The following is a 15,942-nucleotide window of genomic DNA, read 5'->3' as shown; positions in this document are numbered from 1 at the left end:
ATGGGGTGACCTACTCTATCCTTTTGACAAAGCGCATCATTCCAAGGGGAGACGACACGATGGCCGCCATTCCGCCTGTTTGCGATTTTGGCTGGAAAGCACCCGATTTCGAATTGCCCGCGACCGACGGCAAGACCTACAAGCTTTCAGACATTGCCGGCCCCAAGGGCACGCTGATCATGTTCATCTGCAACCATTGTCCCTATGTGGTTGCCGTCCGTGACAGGATCCTGCGCGATGCCCGTGACCTGCAGGCGATTGGCATCGGTGTTGCTGCAATCAGTGCCAATGACGTCGAGAGCTATCCCGAAGACAGTTTTGAGAAAATGACAGAACTTGCACAGCGGGAAAACTTCCCTTTCCCTTACCTCTTTGACGAAAACCAGTCTGTCGCCCGCGCCTATGACGCGGTCTGCACACCGGATTTCTTCGGCTTCAATTCAGCGCTGGAACTTCAGTACCGTGGGCGACTTGATGCCTCCCGCAAGGAGACGGGGCCAGCAGACCTTCGGCGTGATCTGTTCGAAGCAATGCGACAGGTTGCAGAAACGGGCAAAGGACCGGAAGACCAGATCCCGTCCATGGGATGCTCCATCAAATGGAAGGCTGCATGAATCCGATTCTGATTTTCGACCTCGATGGCACGCTGATCGACAGCGCACAGGATCTTCATGCAGCGGCATGCCGCCTTCTGGAAGGCGAAGGCCTGCCGGCGCTGCCGCTTGAAACCATCCGCTCCTTCATCGGCAACGGTATTCCGACGCTGGTTGACCGTATCATCGATGCCACCGGCCTGCAGACGCGAGATCGCACACGTCTCATTTCGAGCTTCCTGGAGGATTACCAGGCGCATGCGACCGATCTGACGGCCCCCTACCCTGACGTCGAAGCCACGCTCAACCACTTGCTGCAGTCTGGACACACGTTGGCGATCTGCACCAACAAACCGCAGCGACCCGCCGAGAAGATTATCGAGGACCTGGGTTTGTCGCGTTACTTCCAGGGCCTCGTCGGCGGGGACAGCCTGACGGAGCGCAAACCGGACCCGGCCGGGCTGCATTACCTGCAATCGTCCCTCGGTGGCGGTCCGGTCGTTTATGTCGGCGACAGCGAGGTCGATGCCGAAACGGCTGTCAATGCGGGCATGCCCTTTGCACTGTTCACCGAAGGCTACCGCAAACGTCCCATTTCCGAGATTCCGCATGCTGTGTCCTTTTCGAGCTTCAAGGACCTTCCGGCACTTGCGCAGAACCTGTTGTCAGCCCCTGCCTGACACAGGTTTTCGACAAGTTTACAGCCTTCAGTGCAGACATTGAGCTGGCCTGCCGGGGAAGCTATGATTGCCGCCGCACATGACGTGCGCCTTTCACCCGATTGACGGACCTGCGTTGACCAAGGCACTTCGACAGTTTTTCCTCCTTGCGATTGCCGGCACAGCATGCCTTTCCGGTTTCGGGTCTTCCTACGCAGCGGAGCCTGCGGAAACGGTCATCATGGCACCTGTTCTTGCCGCCCGGGCGGCAGCCGAGACAGTGCGCAAGGAACATGGACCGTTTTACACGGTCCGGGACGAGGCTGCCTTCCTGCAGCAGATGTGCAGCACTATCGAGGCGGCGGCGAACAAACAGGGCCTGCCACCGGGTTTCTTCGCCAAGTTGATCTGGAAGGAAAGCCGTTTCGACCCCAATGCGATCAGCCCGGCCGGTGCGGAAGGCATTGCCCAGTTCATGCCTTACACCGCCGCCAACTGGGGCCTAGAAAACTCATTCGAGCCAGTGGAAGCCATTGAAGCTTCTTCCCGCTTGCTGGGATATCTTTTTAAAGGTTACGGCAACCTTGGGCTGGCGGCCGCGGCCTATAATGCCGGGGAAGACCGTGTCGACAACTGGCGCCGTGGGCGCGGGCGCCTTCCCGATGAAACCCGCAATTACGTTTATTCGATCACCGGGCACAAGGCATCGGACTGGAAACAGGGCAAAGGGCCGGACGTCGACTTTACCCTGGACCAGACGCAGGATTTTCAGACGGCTTGTCAGGACTTCCGCCTGATCGAAGCGCCATTGCAACGCCGACTTGCCAATACCTACTACAATCGGGGACTGGCACTGGCGAAGTCGAAAGATTATTCAGCCGCGCTGCTTCGCTACACTGTTGCCATCCGGCTTCGCCCCGAGTTTCCGGAAGCCTACAACAACAGAGGGCTGGTCTACCGCATGATGGGCGATTATGGCGCTGCCATCGCCAATTACGATGTCGCTCTGAAGATGCGGCCCGGATATGCCGCAGCCTACAACAACCGTGGATACGCCAAGCGCAAGCTTGACCAATACCGGGAAGCGATAGCCGACTACGACAAGGCCCTGGCGATCAATACCAATTACGCCGCTGCGCGTTTCAACCGTGGTTTCGCCCAGGCTCAACTTGAAAATTATTCCGCGGCGATTGCCGATTACGACGTGGTCCTGAAGCTTGTCGCCAACCACCCCCTTGCCCTTTACAATCGCGGCAAGGCTCATCTTGCCGCCGGTCATCTGAACAAGGCCGAAGACGACTTCAACTCTGCGATCGCCCACAGCGACGGATTTGCCAAGGCCTATTACAGCCGTGCGAACCTGAGGCTGCGACTGGGCCAACGCGACCAGGCCAAAGAAGACTACCTGAAGTCCGTCTCACTCGACGCCGGCCTGGGGCGCGGCAAATACGCCATCGCTTTCGACTGACACCTGCGACTTGACGATTGCCTGCGGAGCACCCTTGCGAACTGCTATTCCTTAGGCACCTCGGTTCGGACCAGCGGCAGGCTGAACCCGCCCGTGTGATACTGGTGGCAAAGCGTGCATTCTTCTCCAGCCGCACGTTCCGTGTGGCAGGTCGCGCAAGTGGCCTTGTCGATAGGGGTGAAGTTCGGTGCGTGGATGGTAGGGTCACCTTGCTCGTAGCTCTTCAGATAGGTGTCCGCCCCCGTAGTGAGCGCGTGGCACGTCACGCATCCTTCCGTTCCGACTGCGCTGATGTGCGGGTCGTGAGAAAAGCGCGTGAAACGTGTCGTCACCTGAGCGGGATCGAAGGAGTGCCAGCGCACGGCCTTTTCAACGCCGGCTGTGTCGACGCTGTGGCACTTGGTACAGCGTCCCACCGCGCCCGGGTCACTGAGCGAGGCAAATACGGGATTCCGCAGGACCTTTTCCTGATCCGTTGCCGCATGGCTCGAATAATCGAGCCATGTTTTCAGGAAGGGGTCTTCATGTCCCGTCGGACGATACCGGATCGTATGGTCCTGCCGGTACCAGCCACCGTAAAGAGCCCAGTTTTCCGGATCGAATGGTTCCTCCCGGGTTTGCGCAGAGGGGGCGTCAGTTGCAGTCGATGTGTCGACAGGTTCGGCCGCATCGCTCAACAGGCTCGTTCCGCCTTCGTCTGCCGCAAGGATGTCCTCACCGGCAAGAATATCGTCACCGGCAAGTATTTCCTCTCCGCCCGCGGGTTGGCCGAGAAGAGCGTCCCCATCGGAACTGCTCGAAGCGTCGTCCTCCGCCAGGATGTCCAAGCCGTCCGACACGTCGGCGCCTGCGTCATCCGCTATGGCAAGACCGTCTTCAACCAACGAGCCTTCGTCTGCAAGAATATCATCGTCGGTATCTGTCTTGCCGGCCAATGCGTCATCGGCTCCTGCAGGCGCCAGCAACAAGTCTTCGGAAGCCAGCTCTGCGCCATCATCCGTTCCGCCGCCAAGGATGAGGCTATCCGTACCATTGTCTTCGCTGGCGGCATCGCCTGTCCCGGCCAGAATATCGTTGTCGTCCCCCTCGGAAAGGGTGTCCGACGCGACCTCTTCGGTTTGTACAGCGTTGTTCTCTTCAACCTCCTGCCGGGCTTCCTCGAACGCGCGGGTTGGCGTTCCGTCGGCGTGGCGGGCAAGGTCCTCAGCGAGGTCCGGCAACCATTCCCGGTTGGCGGCGGCGATCACGTCGTGTGGCATCACACCGACCATCAGCGCCATTTGCCTGTGGTCCGTCATGGTTTCGCTGTCCGCCGCGCCGGCACCCATGGCGGCAGGAAGGCCATCACGCTCGATATTCGCGAGCAACTGCTTCACCGCCCAGGCCAGCGTTTGGACCCTTGCCAGAGCGTCCTCATCAGCCTCCCGCAGATCCAGAAGATCCAGGTCCGACACTTCACCCACGATATCCCGGCCGTCCAGCACCAGCGCCAGAAGCGCTCGCATGAAGGGCGTAATTCCTGCCTCGGACCTTTCCGGCCAGGACCCGACGTCGATACCCCGCTCCGCAAGCGTTTCGACGTCCAGGCCCGGAACAGAGAGGAAATTCGTGCCCTTCGGTCCGCTCACGATGGTCTGGCCGAGAATATCGCCACTGTGACAGGTCGCGCACATGCCTTCGAAATCTCGAACTGCCATGTAGCGGCCGTCGTTCCCCGCCTCATGGCAGGTCTCGCACATGGCCGGAACCTTGCCGGCACCATCGGGCTTCTCGGCGGTATCCGGGAAGTGCTTTCCGAAATGCGACTTGTGATCAAAGATGATGCTGGTGCGCTGGTAAAAGGGATAGCCTGCGAATTGCGGATGACTGTCCTCGAAACGCCCGAACTTCTCGACATGGCAGGTCTGGCACCTGTCATTGGAAACTTCGGTCAGTTTGCCCAGGCTTCCCTGGTGCTCCTGGTGACAGGTGGCACAATAGATGTTCTGCGACCCGGCAACTGCGCTACCTTGCGTCTGCCCTGCCATCGGCAATGAGAACTTGATCCGGTTTGTCCAGCTCTGATCACGCCCGGTGCCGACTTCCGCCGTGCGGGCAAGTGTCATCTGCCGGAGCTGTTCAACCGGCGTTGTATGTGCCGTGAACGGCTGCGAACCAACGTCGTGACAGGTGGTGCAGAGCGCTGCTGTCTGTTTCGGTCCTGCAGCTGTCGCGGCAAGGCCATGAAGCCAGCCAAGGCCTTGCGGACGTGCGTCGGCGTGGCACGACTGGCAATCTGTCAGGTTGGCGTGCTGGGCTGCAAGCCGGCCCGGCATCAGATAGTTCTTTGCCACTCCGCCGGAAAGAATGATCGCCACGAGCCCGGCAGTCAGCGCCGTGAGCCAGACAGCTGCCCGCCGCCTGCGCTTGCGCAGGCTCGGCTTCGGCACGCAGGGTTCCTGGTTCAGACAGCAGCTTCCGTCCGGCAGCGGACCATCTTCGCAAGGTCCGCCTTCCTGGCTCGAGCGCCGGCAAATCCATCGGTCGCCGTCCTGTACAGGCTGGCAGGCAGGCCCCGCCCTGCAGTTTCCTTTCCGGTCCGGTCCCAGACGACACGGACACCCGTCGGCAAGATGTCCGCAGACCCAGTCGTCCTGCGGCCGTTCATAACGGCGTTCCTGAACACCAATTCTGCGTAACAGGCTCATGGTCAGGCAATTCCGCTCGAAAAGGCATAGGCAACAACGACATGCGCCAGGATTGCCAGGATCAGGGCATAAGTTGGCGGTACATGCACAAACAGCCAGAGTTTCAGCAATCCGCCGTTGGCATACTGGAAATCAAGGTCGTTCTTGGCGCGCACCAGCTGACGCATCCGTTCCAGACGCTCCTTGCCCTTGCCGTCCAGATACCGCTCGATCGACTGCAGCTCGCCCATGATCCGCGAAATCGGCAGGCTCGACTGACGCAGATGCGCGAACACATACCGCGGCCGCGCAAAGAACCGGCCGAGCTCCCGCTGGTAGACATTGGCAAGGCTGACGGAACTGCCGTCTTCCAACGACGCCAGCGCCAGAGTTTCCGCCTCGTCCGCGATTTGCGCGCGCAACACGGGAATGCGCTCGAACAGGACCCGGTCACCTCTGCCTTCCAGGCGCACGGGAACGACCCGGGCCAGAAAACCGCCGACACAGCCGCTTGCCGAAACCAACACGAACAGGATCCACAAGAGCCATTCCAGCGGCGCATTCGGAAACCGCAGATGCGTATGCACCAGAAAGACGCCGATGGTCAGGAACCCGAGGTAATAATGCACCTGCAACCAGTGGCGCACGCGCCCGAGCGGCAACGTGCTCAACTGCTTGCGAAACGTCAGCAGCAGCATGCCGGCCATGACCGCCACCAGAACCCAACCGTTGAGGAACTGGCTGTCGCGCAACGAGATCCGGTAAGCCTGGTTTACGGTCATGAAAACCGCGAGCAAAACTGCGGCCGCGCCAAGCTTCAACAGGATGTTGCGATTGAGGAGCCAGCTCATTTCAGCCACTCCAGCAGTCTTTCGGTGTCGCGCATGTTGACGCGCGCAAGCGCGTCATGCGGACAAGACTGGACACAGGCTGGGCCCGTCAACTGATCGGCGCACAGATCGCATTTGGTTGCCCGGCTGATGGGCTGCCCTTCGCGATCCGTCACGAACTGCCCGTTCTCGTCACGGATCTCGACCATCCGGATATTGCTGTACGGACAGGAATTGGCGCAGGTCGCACAGCCGATGCAGGTGTTGTCGTCAATGACGACAGTCCCGCTGTCCTCGGCCCTGTGAATGGCGCCGGTTGGACAGCCGATCAGGCAAACCGGATCGGTGCAATGCATGCAGGCGCTCGCGATCATCGCGTTCTCGAACCGGCTCCCCTGCCGAACGAAGCGGGGGTTGTTGTCGTGGGCGGTCGCGCAGGCGCGCACGCAATCGTCACAGCCGACACAGCGCTCCAGGTTGATCAGCATGGCTTCTTCACCGTTGATGAAACGGTGATCGACGAGGAAGTCCATCATGCCCTGGCGCAGTTCCCCGCGCGTGCCGTCACGATCATCCGGCCTGCCCTGCCGCAGGAAGGAAGGATCGAGCCCCGGCAATACATGTTTCTGGACCAGATGCGTCGGAATGCGGATGACGTCGACATAGCCGATGGCGCGCAGGCTCGTATCCAGAACCGGAGAAACCTTGTCCCGCGCAAACGCCGCAATCGCATCCAGTCCGAAAACGTCGTTTTTCGACAGATGGCCAATGGTCCTGTCGCCGTGATCGATCCGTTCGCTGACCCGGGCAAAGCCGCTGTTGATCAGCAACAAACCGTCGACGTGACTGCCCTGTTCACAAATCACCGGCTCCTGCTGGATGATGTGCTGCGCACCGTCTTCCTTGGAAATTTCAGTCTTGAACCGGTGGGTCCAGTTGAAATTGCCATAGGTTTCGAACAGGGCCTCTTCTGCGATTTCCGCCAGCGCTGTGCTGTCGACATGGGCAAAGACCGGGCATTCCTGCAAACGGGTCAGCAAACCGCGTTCATGGTAAAGCTGGTCGATCTGCTTGCGGAAGCCATCCGACCAGTCTCGAATTTCGCGCAGCCCCTGCCAGCGCAGCTCGAACAGGACAGTGTCATCCTCAAGGGCATAGATGGTCGCGCGCCTTGGGCTTCGGGTCAGGGCGGCCAGCTCGCCGAACATCTGCGGGGCTTCCAGCAGGAAAGTCTCATGCTTCGCGATCAGCTCGTCCGCGTCGACACGCAAGGCAGCTTCCACCGCATTTGCTCGTGTGCCTTCATTGATTGAAGCGGCCGTGGACGAAGGTCTGCGAGACCGCCGCCGCGCAGGGCGGTACTCTGGCGGACGCTTGCGCGCGAACAGTTGCGCAAGCGACCTGCGCCAGGATTTCTGTTGCTTGCGACCCGAGCCGGCGGTCGGCGCAGACGCAGTCAGGCCGAACACGGATCCGGACAGAATGATGAACAGCGAACTTCCATAGTCACCCTTGCGCAGGACAGTTTCGCCCTTTTGAAAGGTCCTGATTCGGCCATCATTCGCAATGACGCTTGCAACCGGCAGCCACGAGGGAAAGTCGGCCGGATTGACGTCGGCAAACGCCGGCAGGGCCAGGACACGGTCCACCGTCTCCCGGTCCAGCGGTTCCTTGCCGAATGGCTCGTCCCAGCGCCGGTTTCGCTCGTCGCGAAGCTCCTGATCCAACAGTCCGGCTCCCTACTGCGTCACGGGTCCCTTGAACTTGTCAGCTCCCGGAATGTACTTGTCGACCGCGGCGAACGTCGTCCCGTCGTAGGTGTCGGCAAACCTGAGGCCGAGCACGGAGATCTTTGCCGCGGCATCGGTCAGCTCATCCTGGTTGTTCAGCTTGAGCTTGGCACCGCTTGCAATTTCCTGGATCTCACCCAATTCCGGCGCTTCGGGCAAGAGCTTGGCAAGACTTGCCATGACCTTCGTGGCATTGCTTGCCCGTTTGGCCATCTTCACGGCGTAGTCTTTCTTCTCGGTCGCCTTGCTAACGCCGATCAGTGCCGTTTCCAGCTCGACGATACGCCCGACGAGGAACAGCATCCGCTTGCGTTCAATGGATGCCTCCGGGTTGGACTTGCCCTTGTTGTACCAGGTGTTGTGACGCACCTCGCCCTGGCTCCAGCTAACCAGTTCAAACGCACTGCCGGGCGTGTGACCGCCGACATTCACCAGTTCCTCGTTCGGCACCAGGTGACAGCTGAAACAGTTTTTCGCCAGTGCGTAGGTCATCTTGGGCCGGATCATGCCGGCTGCCTCGGCCTTTTCCCAGCGTGCGGCTATTTCCGCCTCGGTTTCCTGGCCTTCCTTCTTGCCGCTGAAATCAGAATGCACCTTGTACCATTCCTTGGCAGGACCATGGCAGGACTCGCAGGAATTGCCGGCAATCGCCTTTTCCTTGCCGTCCACCGTCTGCATGGTGAAATGACAGTTGGTGCAGAGGCTTTCCGCCTTAAGTCGCTTCACGCCCATGTTGGCGGCGATCTTTTCGGCATCCTCGCTCTTGGGCAGATCCCTGAAGGTGCTGAAGTGATGCGTGTTCTGCCAGATCGAGGTTTCCTTCTTGTGGCATTCCGCACATTCGTTCGGTCCGACAATCATGCTCGGGTCAGCCTGAGCCGGGGCAAGTCCAGCCAGCACGAGATATCCGACAGCGCACACGGCAAGGCAGGACGCCGCCTGGCGCAAGCCCTTCAGTAATCCAGCCATATCCAATCCCTCAATCCTTTGATCCAAAAATGATGGACACCCTCTCGCGTCGTCAGGCGTCCAGAATGACATTGCCTCCCGGGCAAGCGATACACATGAGCACGGACCCTTGCGCCGGGCTGCTGGCGGGCCGCGTGACATAGGTCACGTCGCCTTCCTTGAGCGCTGTCGCGCAGGTTCCGCAGTTGCCCGCCCGGCAGCCGGAAGCGACCCGGATGCCGTTGCGTTCGGCCAGATCCAGCAGCGTTCCGTCCTGCTCGTGCCAGGAAACCTTCTTGCCGGAGCGCGAGAATTCCACCTGCACGCTTTCAGCCGCCTCCCGTGAACTTGTCGGCGACTTGACGGTTTTGACGGACGCAGGCCCGAATGCCTCGAAGTGGATATCGCTGTCCGGTACGCCCCAATCGCGCAGCTGCTCCGTCAACGAAGACATCATCTGCGGAGGGCCGCAAACATAGAACTCGTAGTTGGAAGACGTCAGATACCGCTTCAGCACATCAACTGTCAGGAAGCCCGGGCAATCGTAATCCCGTCCCTCAACGCAAGCATCAGTCGGTGCGCTGTAGAGCACGCGGTAATGGACGTTGTTCCGCCGCTCGGCAATCTCCCGGATTTCGTCGCACAGCACAATGTCATCGCCGCTACGCGCGGCGTGGAAGAAATGCACTTCGCGGTGGCTGCCGGCATCGTCAAGCGCTTTCAGCATGGACAGCACCGGTGTCAGGCCGACACCACCACCAATCAGGACTACCGGCCGTTCCGATTGCAGGTCCAATACGAAACCGCCCTTGGGCGCTTGCACATCGACGACATCGCCTTCCTTGAGGTTGGCATGGAAATAGGTCGAGGATAGCCCACCAGGTACGGTTTCACCGGCATCCGGCGGCGGTGGCAGTCTCTTGATCGTGACCCGGTACCGGTCCAGACGGGAGGGACTGTCGGACAGGGAATAGCACCGGATAACAGGTGCAGGCTGATCTGAAATCGGCAGTTCGAACGTCAGGAACTGGCCCGGCAGAAACGGTGGAAGCTCGCCTCCGTCATGCGGCTGAAGATAGAACGAGCAGATATCGCCGCATTTGTTTTCGACACGCTTTTCGACAATCCGGAACTTGCGTTTGCCGGCCCAGGTCGTTCCGGACTTGAGCCTGTCGACTTCCGCATTGCGCAGGGCAGCCTGTGCCAGATCGTTGAAATGCTGCAGGTGCCTGGCGTCCAGACGTCTTTCGCGAAAGACGGCCGCCACAGATGAATAAACCCCGAGGCAGAGCTGAAACAGGGCGAGCGCAACAATCGTACCACCGCCGATTTGCAGTGCCAGGATCATGAGCAGGCCGCCTTTCCGACCAGAAATGAGCCGATGTTTCTCATCAGAACCTCGTTCTCAGTTCCATTCGCAGTCCCGTTCCCGCCTTCCGGTCCTGTCCGGCGGAAACAAACCCGTCGACCTGAATGCTGCTCCTGTTGTTGAGGGCATGCAAGAGTTGGCCGCCGAATGCGACCATACCGGCGTCGCTGCCGTCGGTATCCTTGCGACCACCGAGTTCCATAACAAGCTGTGTCTTGTCCTCGTTGAAGAACATCTGATGGCCGATAGATCCACCGAAGACGCTGTCTGCCCGGTTGGAAAGTGCAGACCCGCCCAGACCAACAGCCGGAGCGGCAAACAGGATGCCAACCTGACCCAGAGGACCACCCGTGAGGCTGTCGCGGGCAGCGGAGGTGTAGTTGCCGATAGCCCAGAAGGCATTGGCATAGACGACGTTTTCGGACGCCGTCACGGTGCGCGAAACTTCCGAAAACATCAGCACGCCGTTGTCGACAGCCGGGCCGCGCTTTTCGATCGCGGTCGAGGTGTTGATCCGGAACGCCGTATTGTAAAGCCCGAACCGCTGTACGGCGGACGCCCCGAAATAGAAGCCGTCTCCCCCCTCGTCCTCATCGCTGATGACATAGGCAAGATCCAGATTGGCCGTGCTCTTGCGGAAATCGGCCTCGGTGAACAGGCCGAGAAGGAAGGCACTGTCGTCGAGTTCATTGTCGCCGCGGCGGATATTGTTCCAGCCGAAAACGCCGGTTGCCCTCAGATCCGGCGTCAGGCCGGGAATGACGATCGTGTCGCGCGTGATGCCGAGCGCGTCGACACTGTCGTTGATCATCATGCCTTCCTGAAAGAACAGGGGCTGACGACCGATGGAAAATCCGAAGTCGAAATTGCGGTTGTCGTCCGGATCGAGGTTCGGGAAAATCTCGCCGAACTCACCTTCGAAGAAAAGTGTCGTCACATAGGGATTGAGCCCGTTGACATATTCAACGCCGCCTTCATCCGTATAGAGAATGCCCGTGTTCCGGCGTTTTTCCGTCAAAGGCGAAAACCCGATGAGGATCCGCTCGGTGGGTGTCAGTTTCAGATTGGCAAAGATGTCGATCCGGCTCGCCCAGAACTGGCGCGGATCTTCAAGGCCGTTGGCATAGTGGCCAATTGCGGTGCGCGCGTCGCCGAACACCCAAAGCGCCGGTTGCCAGATTGCCCCGGTCGGCAATTCGATACCGGGCGCAAGATTTCCGCTGGCGAGGAATTTCTCGCCGCGCTGGAAGATCGGTGGCGTCGGTTCGGGCTCCTCATCTTCCGCTATGATCGGAACTGCATCGGTGCTCAATTCGCTTGAATGGTGGTCACCGGCAATCAGGGGGGCAGGCCCGCTGATTTCTTCCTGATGCTTGCGGACTTCCGCTTCCGTGACCATGGGAATGGGGTCGTCGCTCAAGGCACTGCCCGCTGCCCATACCTGCCCGCCGGCCTGCAGAAGAAGCGCAGCCGAAGCCACCGTCGTGATTGCCCACGCTCTGAACCGCCGTCCCCGAGTTCTGCTTGCCTGATACCTCATTTGAGCACGACACTCGCCTTGCGCGTCCACAGCACGGAGCTGCCCTGCACCACCTTGCGCGCGATACCGGCCGGGCTCATGCCGTAGTCGAAGCCCGCTCCCTGAATGGCCGCGATCAGGTTGACCGGCACCATCTGGGAAATCAGCTTCACCGAGATGGAATAGCGTTCACCCGGCTTCAGGTTCTCGGCGGGAACGGCATAGGTCGCGGTGCGGCTTGCCCCCGGTTCCAGGTTCTGCTTGTGCTTCCTGGCCCCGCGCGGCCTGCCGTAGATGGTGGTTGCCCGGCGTTCCGGCCGAACGAGCGGCAGAACGTCCGTCGAAGTGTTCACCGCCAGCACCTGTTCGCGTTCACCGCCACGCAGCAACCGGACCACGAACTTGGATTGCAGGCTGAACAGGTCCTTGTCGAGCTTCAGCTCGCCATTGTGAACGTAAAGCGAGTGGGCATCGCGAACGTCGCCGTTGGGGTCCCGGTCACCGGACACATAAACCGTGTTGCCCTTGCTGTCCTTGACCGTCACCTGAAGGAATATCAGCCGTTCGGCGTCAAACCCGGTCGGCACACCGTGTCCGTCCGTGCCGCTGCTGACATCGACGGAGAACTTGAGGGCCCGGCTGGCGTTGTCGACAATGGTGATGTCGCTCAGCTTGAAGCCGTTGCGCAGCACCTGAAGCCGAGCCTGACGCGCCTTTTCCAGCCGCTCGAACTGGGTATCCAGGATCTCGCGGCCATCATAACGATCATCGATGGACGACCAGGCTTCGGGAAACTTGTAGCCGTCCTTGACGTTGTCCTCGAACTTGTCCGTTCCCCAACCGGCGCCGACATTGAACTGCAGCCATTCAGCCAGCGTCTTGAACTCCGCCGCCTCGACGTTGTGCGGGAAAATGCCCGGATGAATGATCGAGTAATCAGGGCCTGCAAACATGTGGTTGGTCAGTTTGCGGTTACGGGTCGGGACATCACCAACGATTGCGGCGGGGCCGTAGTCATAGCCGGAGGCAACGCCCTGAACCTTGCCCATATGGCAGTCTTGGCAGGTCTCGCCCCGCTTGGCGGCCGGCGAGCGCTTGTATTCGGCAAAAGCCTCTTCCAGCTTGAAGCCGTTGAACAGCGTCACATCATGGCAGGTGCCGCAAAAACCTGGCTTGGTGAGCGCGAAGAAAGGCTTCGCCTCGGTATGGATGCTGCGTCCCGGATCATCCTTGCTTTGGGAAACCCGGTATTCCTCGGGCGTGTTCAGAACGCGCTTCAGCTCCTCGCCGCCCTTCGGGCCATAGACCGGCGAGAATACATCCCCCTCTTCCAGCGCGAACCGGCCACTGATCTTGCCGTAGTTCCGGCTGACGCGGTGGCAGGCAACGCAGGTGATGCCTTCCCGTGAGGTCGGATTGCGCTTCAGGTTTGAGACATAGAGCGACTCGCCGATGTTCATGCCGACCGGGTTGTGACAGCGAATGCAGAAGTCGCCATTGGTCGCGCTGGTCTTCATGTTGATGGTGGTCTGCATCGCCATGTAGATCGGGCTCAGCTGCGCGTAAGCATGCTGAGACACGGACCATTGCTCATACTGGCCAGGGTGGCAGGTCGCGCAGGTGTTTGCGGAGGGATATTTGCTTTCCAGGAAGAGCTTTTCATGCTCCGCATTGGCTGTTCGCCGGATCGTTTCTTCTTTTTTCTTGCCTTCGACGGTTTCGGTCAGCCCGGTTCCGCCGCCACTCAGCAGGTCGTCATCATCGCCAACTGTCAGAAGGTCATCATCAGAAAGTAGATCGTCGTCTCCGGCCAAAAGGTCGTCGCCGGAAACATCGGCCCCGTCGCCCGCAAGCAGATCATCACCTTCAAGCAAATCGTCGCCGGCAAGCAGGTCATCGCCAGACAGAAGGTCATCTCCATCAGCCTTGGGATCATCACCTGCCAGCAGATCGTCTCCATCAGAAGCAGAGGCGGCACCGGGTTCCTCTGCGGTCAGCAGATCATCGCTTCCGTCATCGGAAGGCAGCAGGTCGTCACTGCTGTCGGTAAGAATCGTCTCATCCGAAACCGCGTCTTCGGCGGGTGTCAGCAAGTCATCATTCTGTTCGGCTTGCGCCAGGATCAGGCGATCGCCGGCGCCCCTGCCGTGTTCGAGCTGGGACACGAAGTCAACAAGCGCCTGTACATCGCCTGACTGGATAAACTGCTGGTGATACTGCCGAAATTCGTCTGAAAAAGCTGCTGCGTGATCAACGCCGCCGGCGCCGGAAAGGATGAGTAATCCGAAAAGAGACTTCAAAAACGGTCGAAAAAAATCCGATAAACGCGACATTCCAGATCCACACAAAACATGTTCTCAGGCCATCGCTTACACCGATCCCCCAACTCAAAATCACACTACGGAAACCTCAGGACAACATCAAAAGAAAACTGTTCACAAATTAGCCGCATTTTCGCCGTGGTAAACCCGCGACTAACCGCAGGAACAGACAGAGCAACGCACTGTCGCGTCGCTAACCGGTGGCTTCAAATTTCGGGCAATGGCGTGAATCAATTGCGTTGCCGGCAGCATTCGCCCGGAAGGTCACAAAGTTGCTGCGGCTGTGTTTCCGCCCGGAACAACACACTCTCGCAAAACAATGTTTGCGTCACACCAGCATACAGACTGGATTACCTGCAGCGCAGCGAAATAGAACTATGAAGGTGGGAAGAAGGAAAGTGGCGGAGAGGAAGGGATTCGAACCCTCGAGACGGTTGCCCGTCTACTCCCTTAGCAGGGGAGCGCCTTCGACCACTCGGCCACCTCTCCGGTAACGCCCGTGTACGAATAAAAGCCTCACAGTTCAAGGCGTTTTTTACGCCTTGTCACTTTTTCCACCGCGCTTGGCCTCGCAACTTCTGGAAGGTGAAGACAGGCATCGAACGCTGAAATCCGGCATCGTCTTCACAAATCGCGGAACTTGACGCCTCGTTCGTTTGAAAATGAACCGCCTCTTTCCACCCGTCGCAAGTCGGGTTGGCAATTCGCTCGCCAGGTTTCGCTTTTTTCCTCCCCACCCGGCCACGGTCACATCTTGGAGTTGACTTTTGGCGCGCCACCGGCAAAACGACCCTCTTTCATCAATGAATTTGGCTTTGGGTGATACTTGAAAAACGTTTTTGTTTCGCTGGGTGGCGGGTGTGACGCTGCGACAAACCTCAAGAAGCTGGGCCTGAGGCATGAGCAATACCCCTTCGACTGGCTCTGGAACCTTGACGCGGGCCTGGACTACGTCTCGAAAATCATCGCGACAGACTTCAAGGGCCTTACCAGCAAGCATGACTATACTTACGCCTCGCATCAAATAGATCCGGTTGAGAAGTTCCTCATTTTCAAGGACTACCCGAAAATCGCGCATCTGCACTCCAATCCACACGACAACAGTGACGTATTGGCGGACTACAAGGTTCGGATTGACAGGTTCAGGAAACTCATCAAAGACACCGGCGAAAAAACGACCTTCATCTACTATCGCAACGCGGCAGTGGCGGAAGAAAATTCGATAAACGACTTTCATGCAGAAGTTTCGCTTCTGAAAAGCGAAACAACCCTTTTTGAAGAGATGATGGCGCGTCTGCATCCAGACAAAACATTTTCTCTGGTCAGTCTCCTTGCAATACCCGCGACCTGTTTTGACAATCACGCCCTCAGGGAAAATTTGCGGCGCGCCTGCTCGTGCAACCGGTCTGCAAGAACGACATTCGAAATTGTCCCGATGCGTGACGATCGCTACCCGGAACAGTTCAATGCATGGACAGACGAGTGGACTGCGGCGCTCAGACGAGCCAAGGCTGTTTCGCCACTGGACATAATGCGCGGAAAGATATCGAAACGGAAAATTCGCACCCGCAAGAAACTGACCAGGCTGCTGCCCAGGGCTACTGCCAGGCTGTTGGGTTAGGGAACGTTTTTCCAGAGGTGGTTCATCGCGCTACCAGAAAGTCTCAAACCCTTCTCGCATGATGATTGACTGGCCTGCCGCCGTCCGCGGGAACAGACCCAGTTCCCGTCTTCCCCTTCATAATTCAGCCGCAGTCCTCTGGTGCGATGGACATTCTT

12 protein-coding genes and 1 tRNA gene are annotated in these 15,942 nt (G+C 59.1%); 4 read left to right on the top strand and 9 right to left on the bottom strand.

All coding sequences use genetic code 11. The features are described from left to right. Window positions 1–59: 59 nt before the first annotated feature. The 3 genes from ACYQ6M_RS09750 (at window position 60) to ACYQ6M_RS09740 (ending at window position 2,720) form a co-directional block, all read left to right on the top strand. Window positions 60–614 (top strand): thioredoxin family protein, encoded by a 555-nt coding sequence (locus ACYQ6M_RS09750; protein ID WP_460073539.1) that lies wholly within the window; start codon window positions 60–62, stop codon window positions 612–614. Then, a complete protein-coding gene (gene gph / locus ACYQ6M_RS09745; RefSeq protein WP_031268069.1) occupies window positions 611–1,273 on the top strand; it encodes a phosphoglycolate phosphatase in 663 nt (220 codons plus the stop codon). The genes ACYQ6M_RS09750 and gph overlap by 4 nt, the downstream gene beginning before the upstream one ends. A 115-nt stretch (window positions 1,274–1,388) precedes the next feature. After that, window positions 1,389–2,720 (top strand): tetratricopeptide repeat protein, encoded by a 1,332-nt coding sequence (locus ACYQ6M_RS09740; RefSeq protein ID WP_460073536.1) that lies wholly within the window; start codon window positions 1,389–1,391, stop codon window positions 2,718–2,720. Window positions 2,721–2,764: 44 nt separating this feature from the next. Here the strand turns inward: ACYQ6M_RS09740 and ACYQ6M_RS09735 are convergent, their stop codons facing one another. From ACYQ6M_RS09735 to ACYQ6M_RS09695, 9 genes are all read right to left on the bottom strand, one after another. Next, a complete protein-coding gene (locus ACYQ6M_RS09735) occupies window positions 2,765–5,149 on the bottom strand; it encodes a cytochrome c3 family protein (protein ID WP_460073534.1) in 2,385 nt (794 codons plus the stop codon). A gap of 14 nt (window positions 5,150–5,163) precedes the next feature. Further along, window positions 5,164–5,367, bottom strand: coding sequence for a hypothetical protein (locus ACYQ6M_RS09730; protein WP_460073532.1), 204 nt, complete (start codon window positions 5,365–5,367; stop codon window positions 5,164–5,166). A 42-nt stretch (window positions 5,368–5,409) separates the two neighbouring features. After that, window positions 5,410–6,237 carry a hypothetical protein gene (locus ACYQ6M_RS09725; RefSeq protein ID WP_460073530.1) on the bottom strand — a complete coding sequence of 276 codons (828 nt, stop codon included), beginning with the start codon at window positions 6,235–6,237 and terminating at the stop codon, window positions 5,410–5,412. Beyond that, window positions 6,234–7,943, bottom strand: a complete 1,710-nt coding sequence (locus ACYQ6M_RS09720; protein WP_460073528.1) for a 4Fe-4S dicluster domain-containing protein — start codon at window positions 7,941–7,943, stop codon at window positions 6,234–6,236. The genes ACYQ6M_RS09725 and ACYQ6M_RS09720 overlap by 4 nt, the downstream gene beginning before the upstream one ends. 12 nt (window positions 7,944–7,955) lie before the next feature. Next, a complete protein-coding gene (locus tag ACYQ6M_RS09715) occupies window positions 7,956–8,975 on the bottom strand; it encodes a cytochrome c family protein (protein ID WP_460073527.1) in 1,020 nt (339 codons plus the stop codon). 52 nt (window positions 8,976–9,027) lie between these two features. Continuing rightward, window positions 9,028–10,302, bottom strand: coding sequence for a 2Fe-2S iron-sulfur cluster-binding protein (locus ACYQ6M_RS09710; RefSeq protein WP_460073525.1), 1,275 nt, complete (start codon window positions 10,300–10,302; stop codon window positions 9,028–9,030). Window positions 10,303–10,345: 43 nt separating this feature from the next. Then, window positions 10,346–11,743 carry a hypothetical protein gene (locus ACYQ6M_RS09705; protein WP_460073523.1) on the bottom strand — a complete coding sequence of 466 codons (1,398 nt, stop codon included), beginning with the start codon at window positions 11,741–11,743 and terminating at the stop codon, window positions 10,346–10,348. A gap of 116 nt (window positions 11,744–11,859) precedes the next feature. After that, window positions 11,860–14,007: a multiheme c-type cytochrome gene (locus ACYQ6M_RS09700; protein ID WP_460073521.1), complete on the bottom strand. Its 2,148-nt coding sequence runs from the start codon at window positions 14,005–14,007 to the stop codon at window positions 11,860–11,862. Window positions 14,008–14,562: 555 nt separating this feature from the next. Further along, window positions 14,563–14,652: transfer RNA gene (locus ACYQ6M_RS09695), tRNA-Ser, on the bottom strand. Between the two features lie 337 nt (window positions 14,653–14,989). Between ACYQ6M_RS09695 and ACYQ6M_RS09690 the strand changes: the two genes are divergently transcribed. After that, window positions 14,990–15,784 carry a DUF1796 family putative cysteine peptidase gene (locus ACYQ6M_RS09690; RefSeq protein ID WP_460073519.1) on the top strand — a complete coding sequence of 265 codons (795 nt, stop codon included), beginning with the start codon at window positions 14,990–14,992 and terminating at the stop codon, window positions 15,782–15,784. The last annotated feature ends 158 nt before the right edge of the window (window positions 15,785–15,942 follow it).

It is taken from the genome of Roseibium sp. ROS1 (assembly GCF_054658215.1).
The sequence above is the reverse complement of the archived record's forward strand: the minus strand, read 5'-3'. Positions and strand labels throughout refer to the sequence as shown.

What these genes read in the sequence shown, in the direction of transcription:
- ACYQ6M_RS09750 (WP_460073539.1), top strand. Translation starts at nt 60, where the DNA reads ATGGCCGCCATTCCGCCTGTTTGCGATTTTGGCTGGAAAGCACCCGAT.
- gph (WP_031268069.1), top strand. Translation starts at nt 611, where the DNA reads ATGAATCCGATTCTGATTTTCGACCTCGATGGCACGCTGATCGACAGC.
- ACYQ6M_RS09730 (WP_460073532.1), bottom strand. Translation starts at nt 5,367, where the DNA reads ATGAACGGCCGCAGGACGACTGGGTCTGCGGACATCTTGCCGACGGGT.
- ACYQ6M_RS09725 (WP_460073530.1), bottom strand. Translation starts at nt 6,237, where the DNA reads ATGAGCTGGCTCCTCAATCGCAACATCCTGTTGAAGCTTGGCGCGGCC.
- ACYQ6M_RS09715 (WP_460073527.1), bottom strand. Translation starts at nt 8,975, where the DNA reads ATGGCTGGATTACTGAAGGGCTTGCGCCAGGCGGCGTCCTGCCTTGCC.
- ACYQ6M_RS09710 (WP_460073525.1), bottom strand. Translation starts at nt 10,302, where the DNA reads ATGATCCTGGCACTGCAAATCGGCGGTGGTACGATTGTTGCGCTCGCC.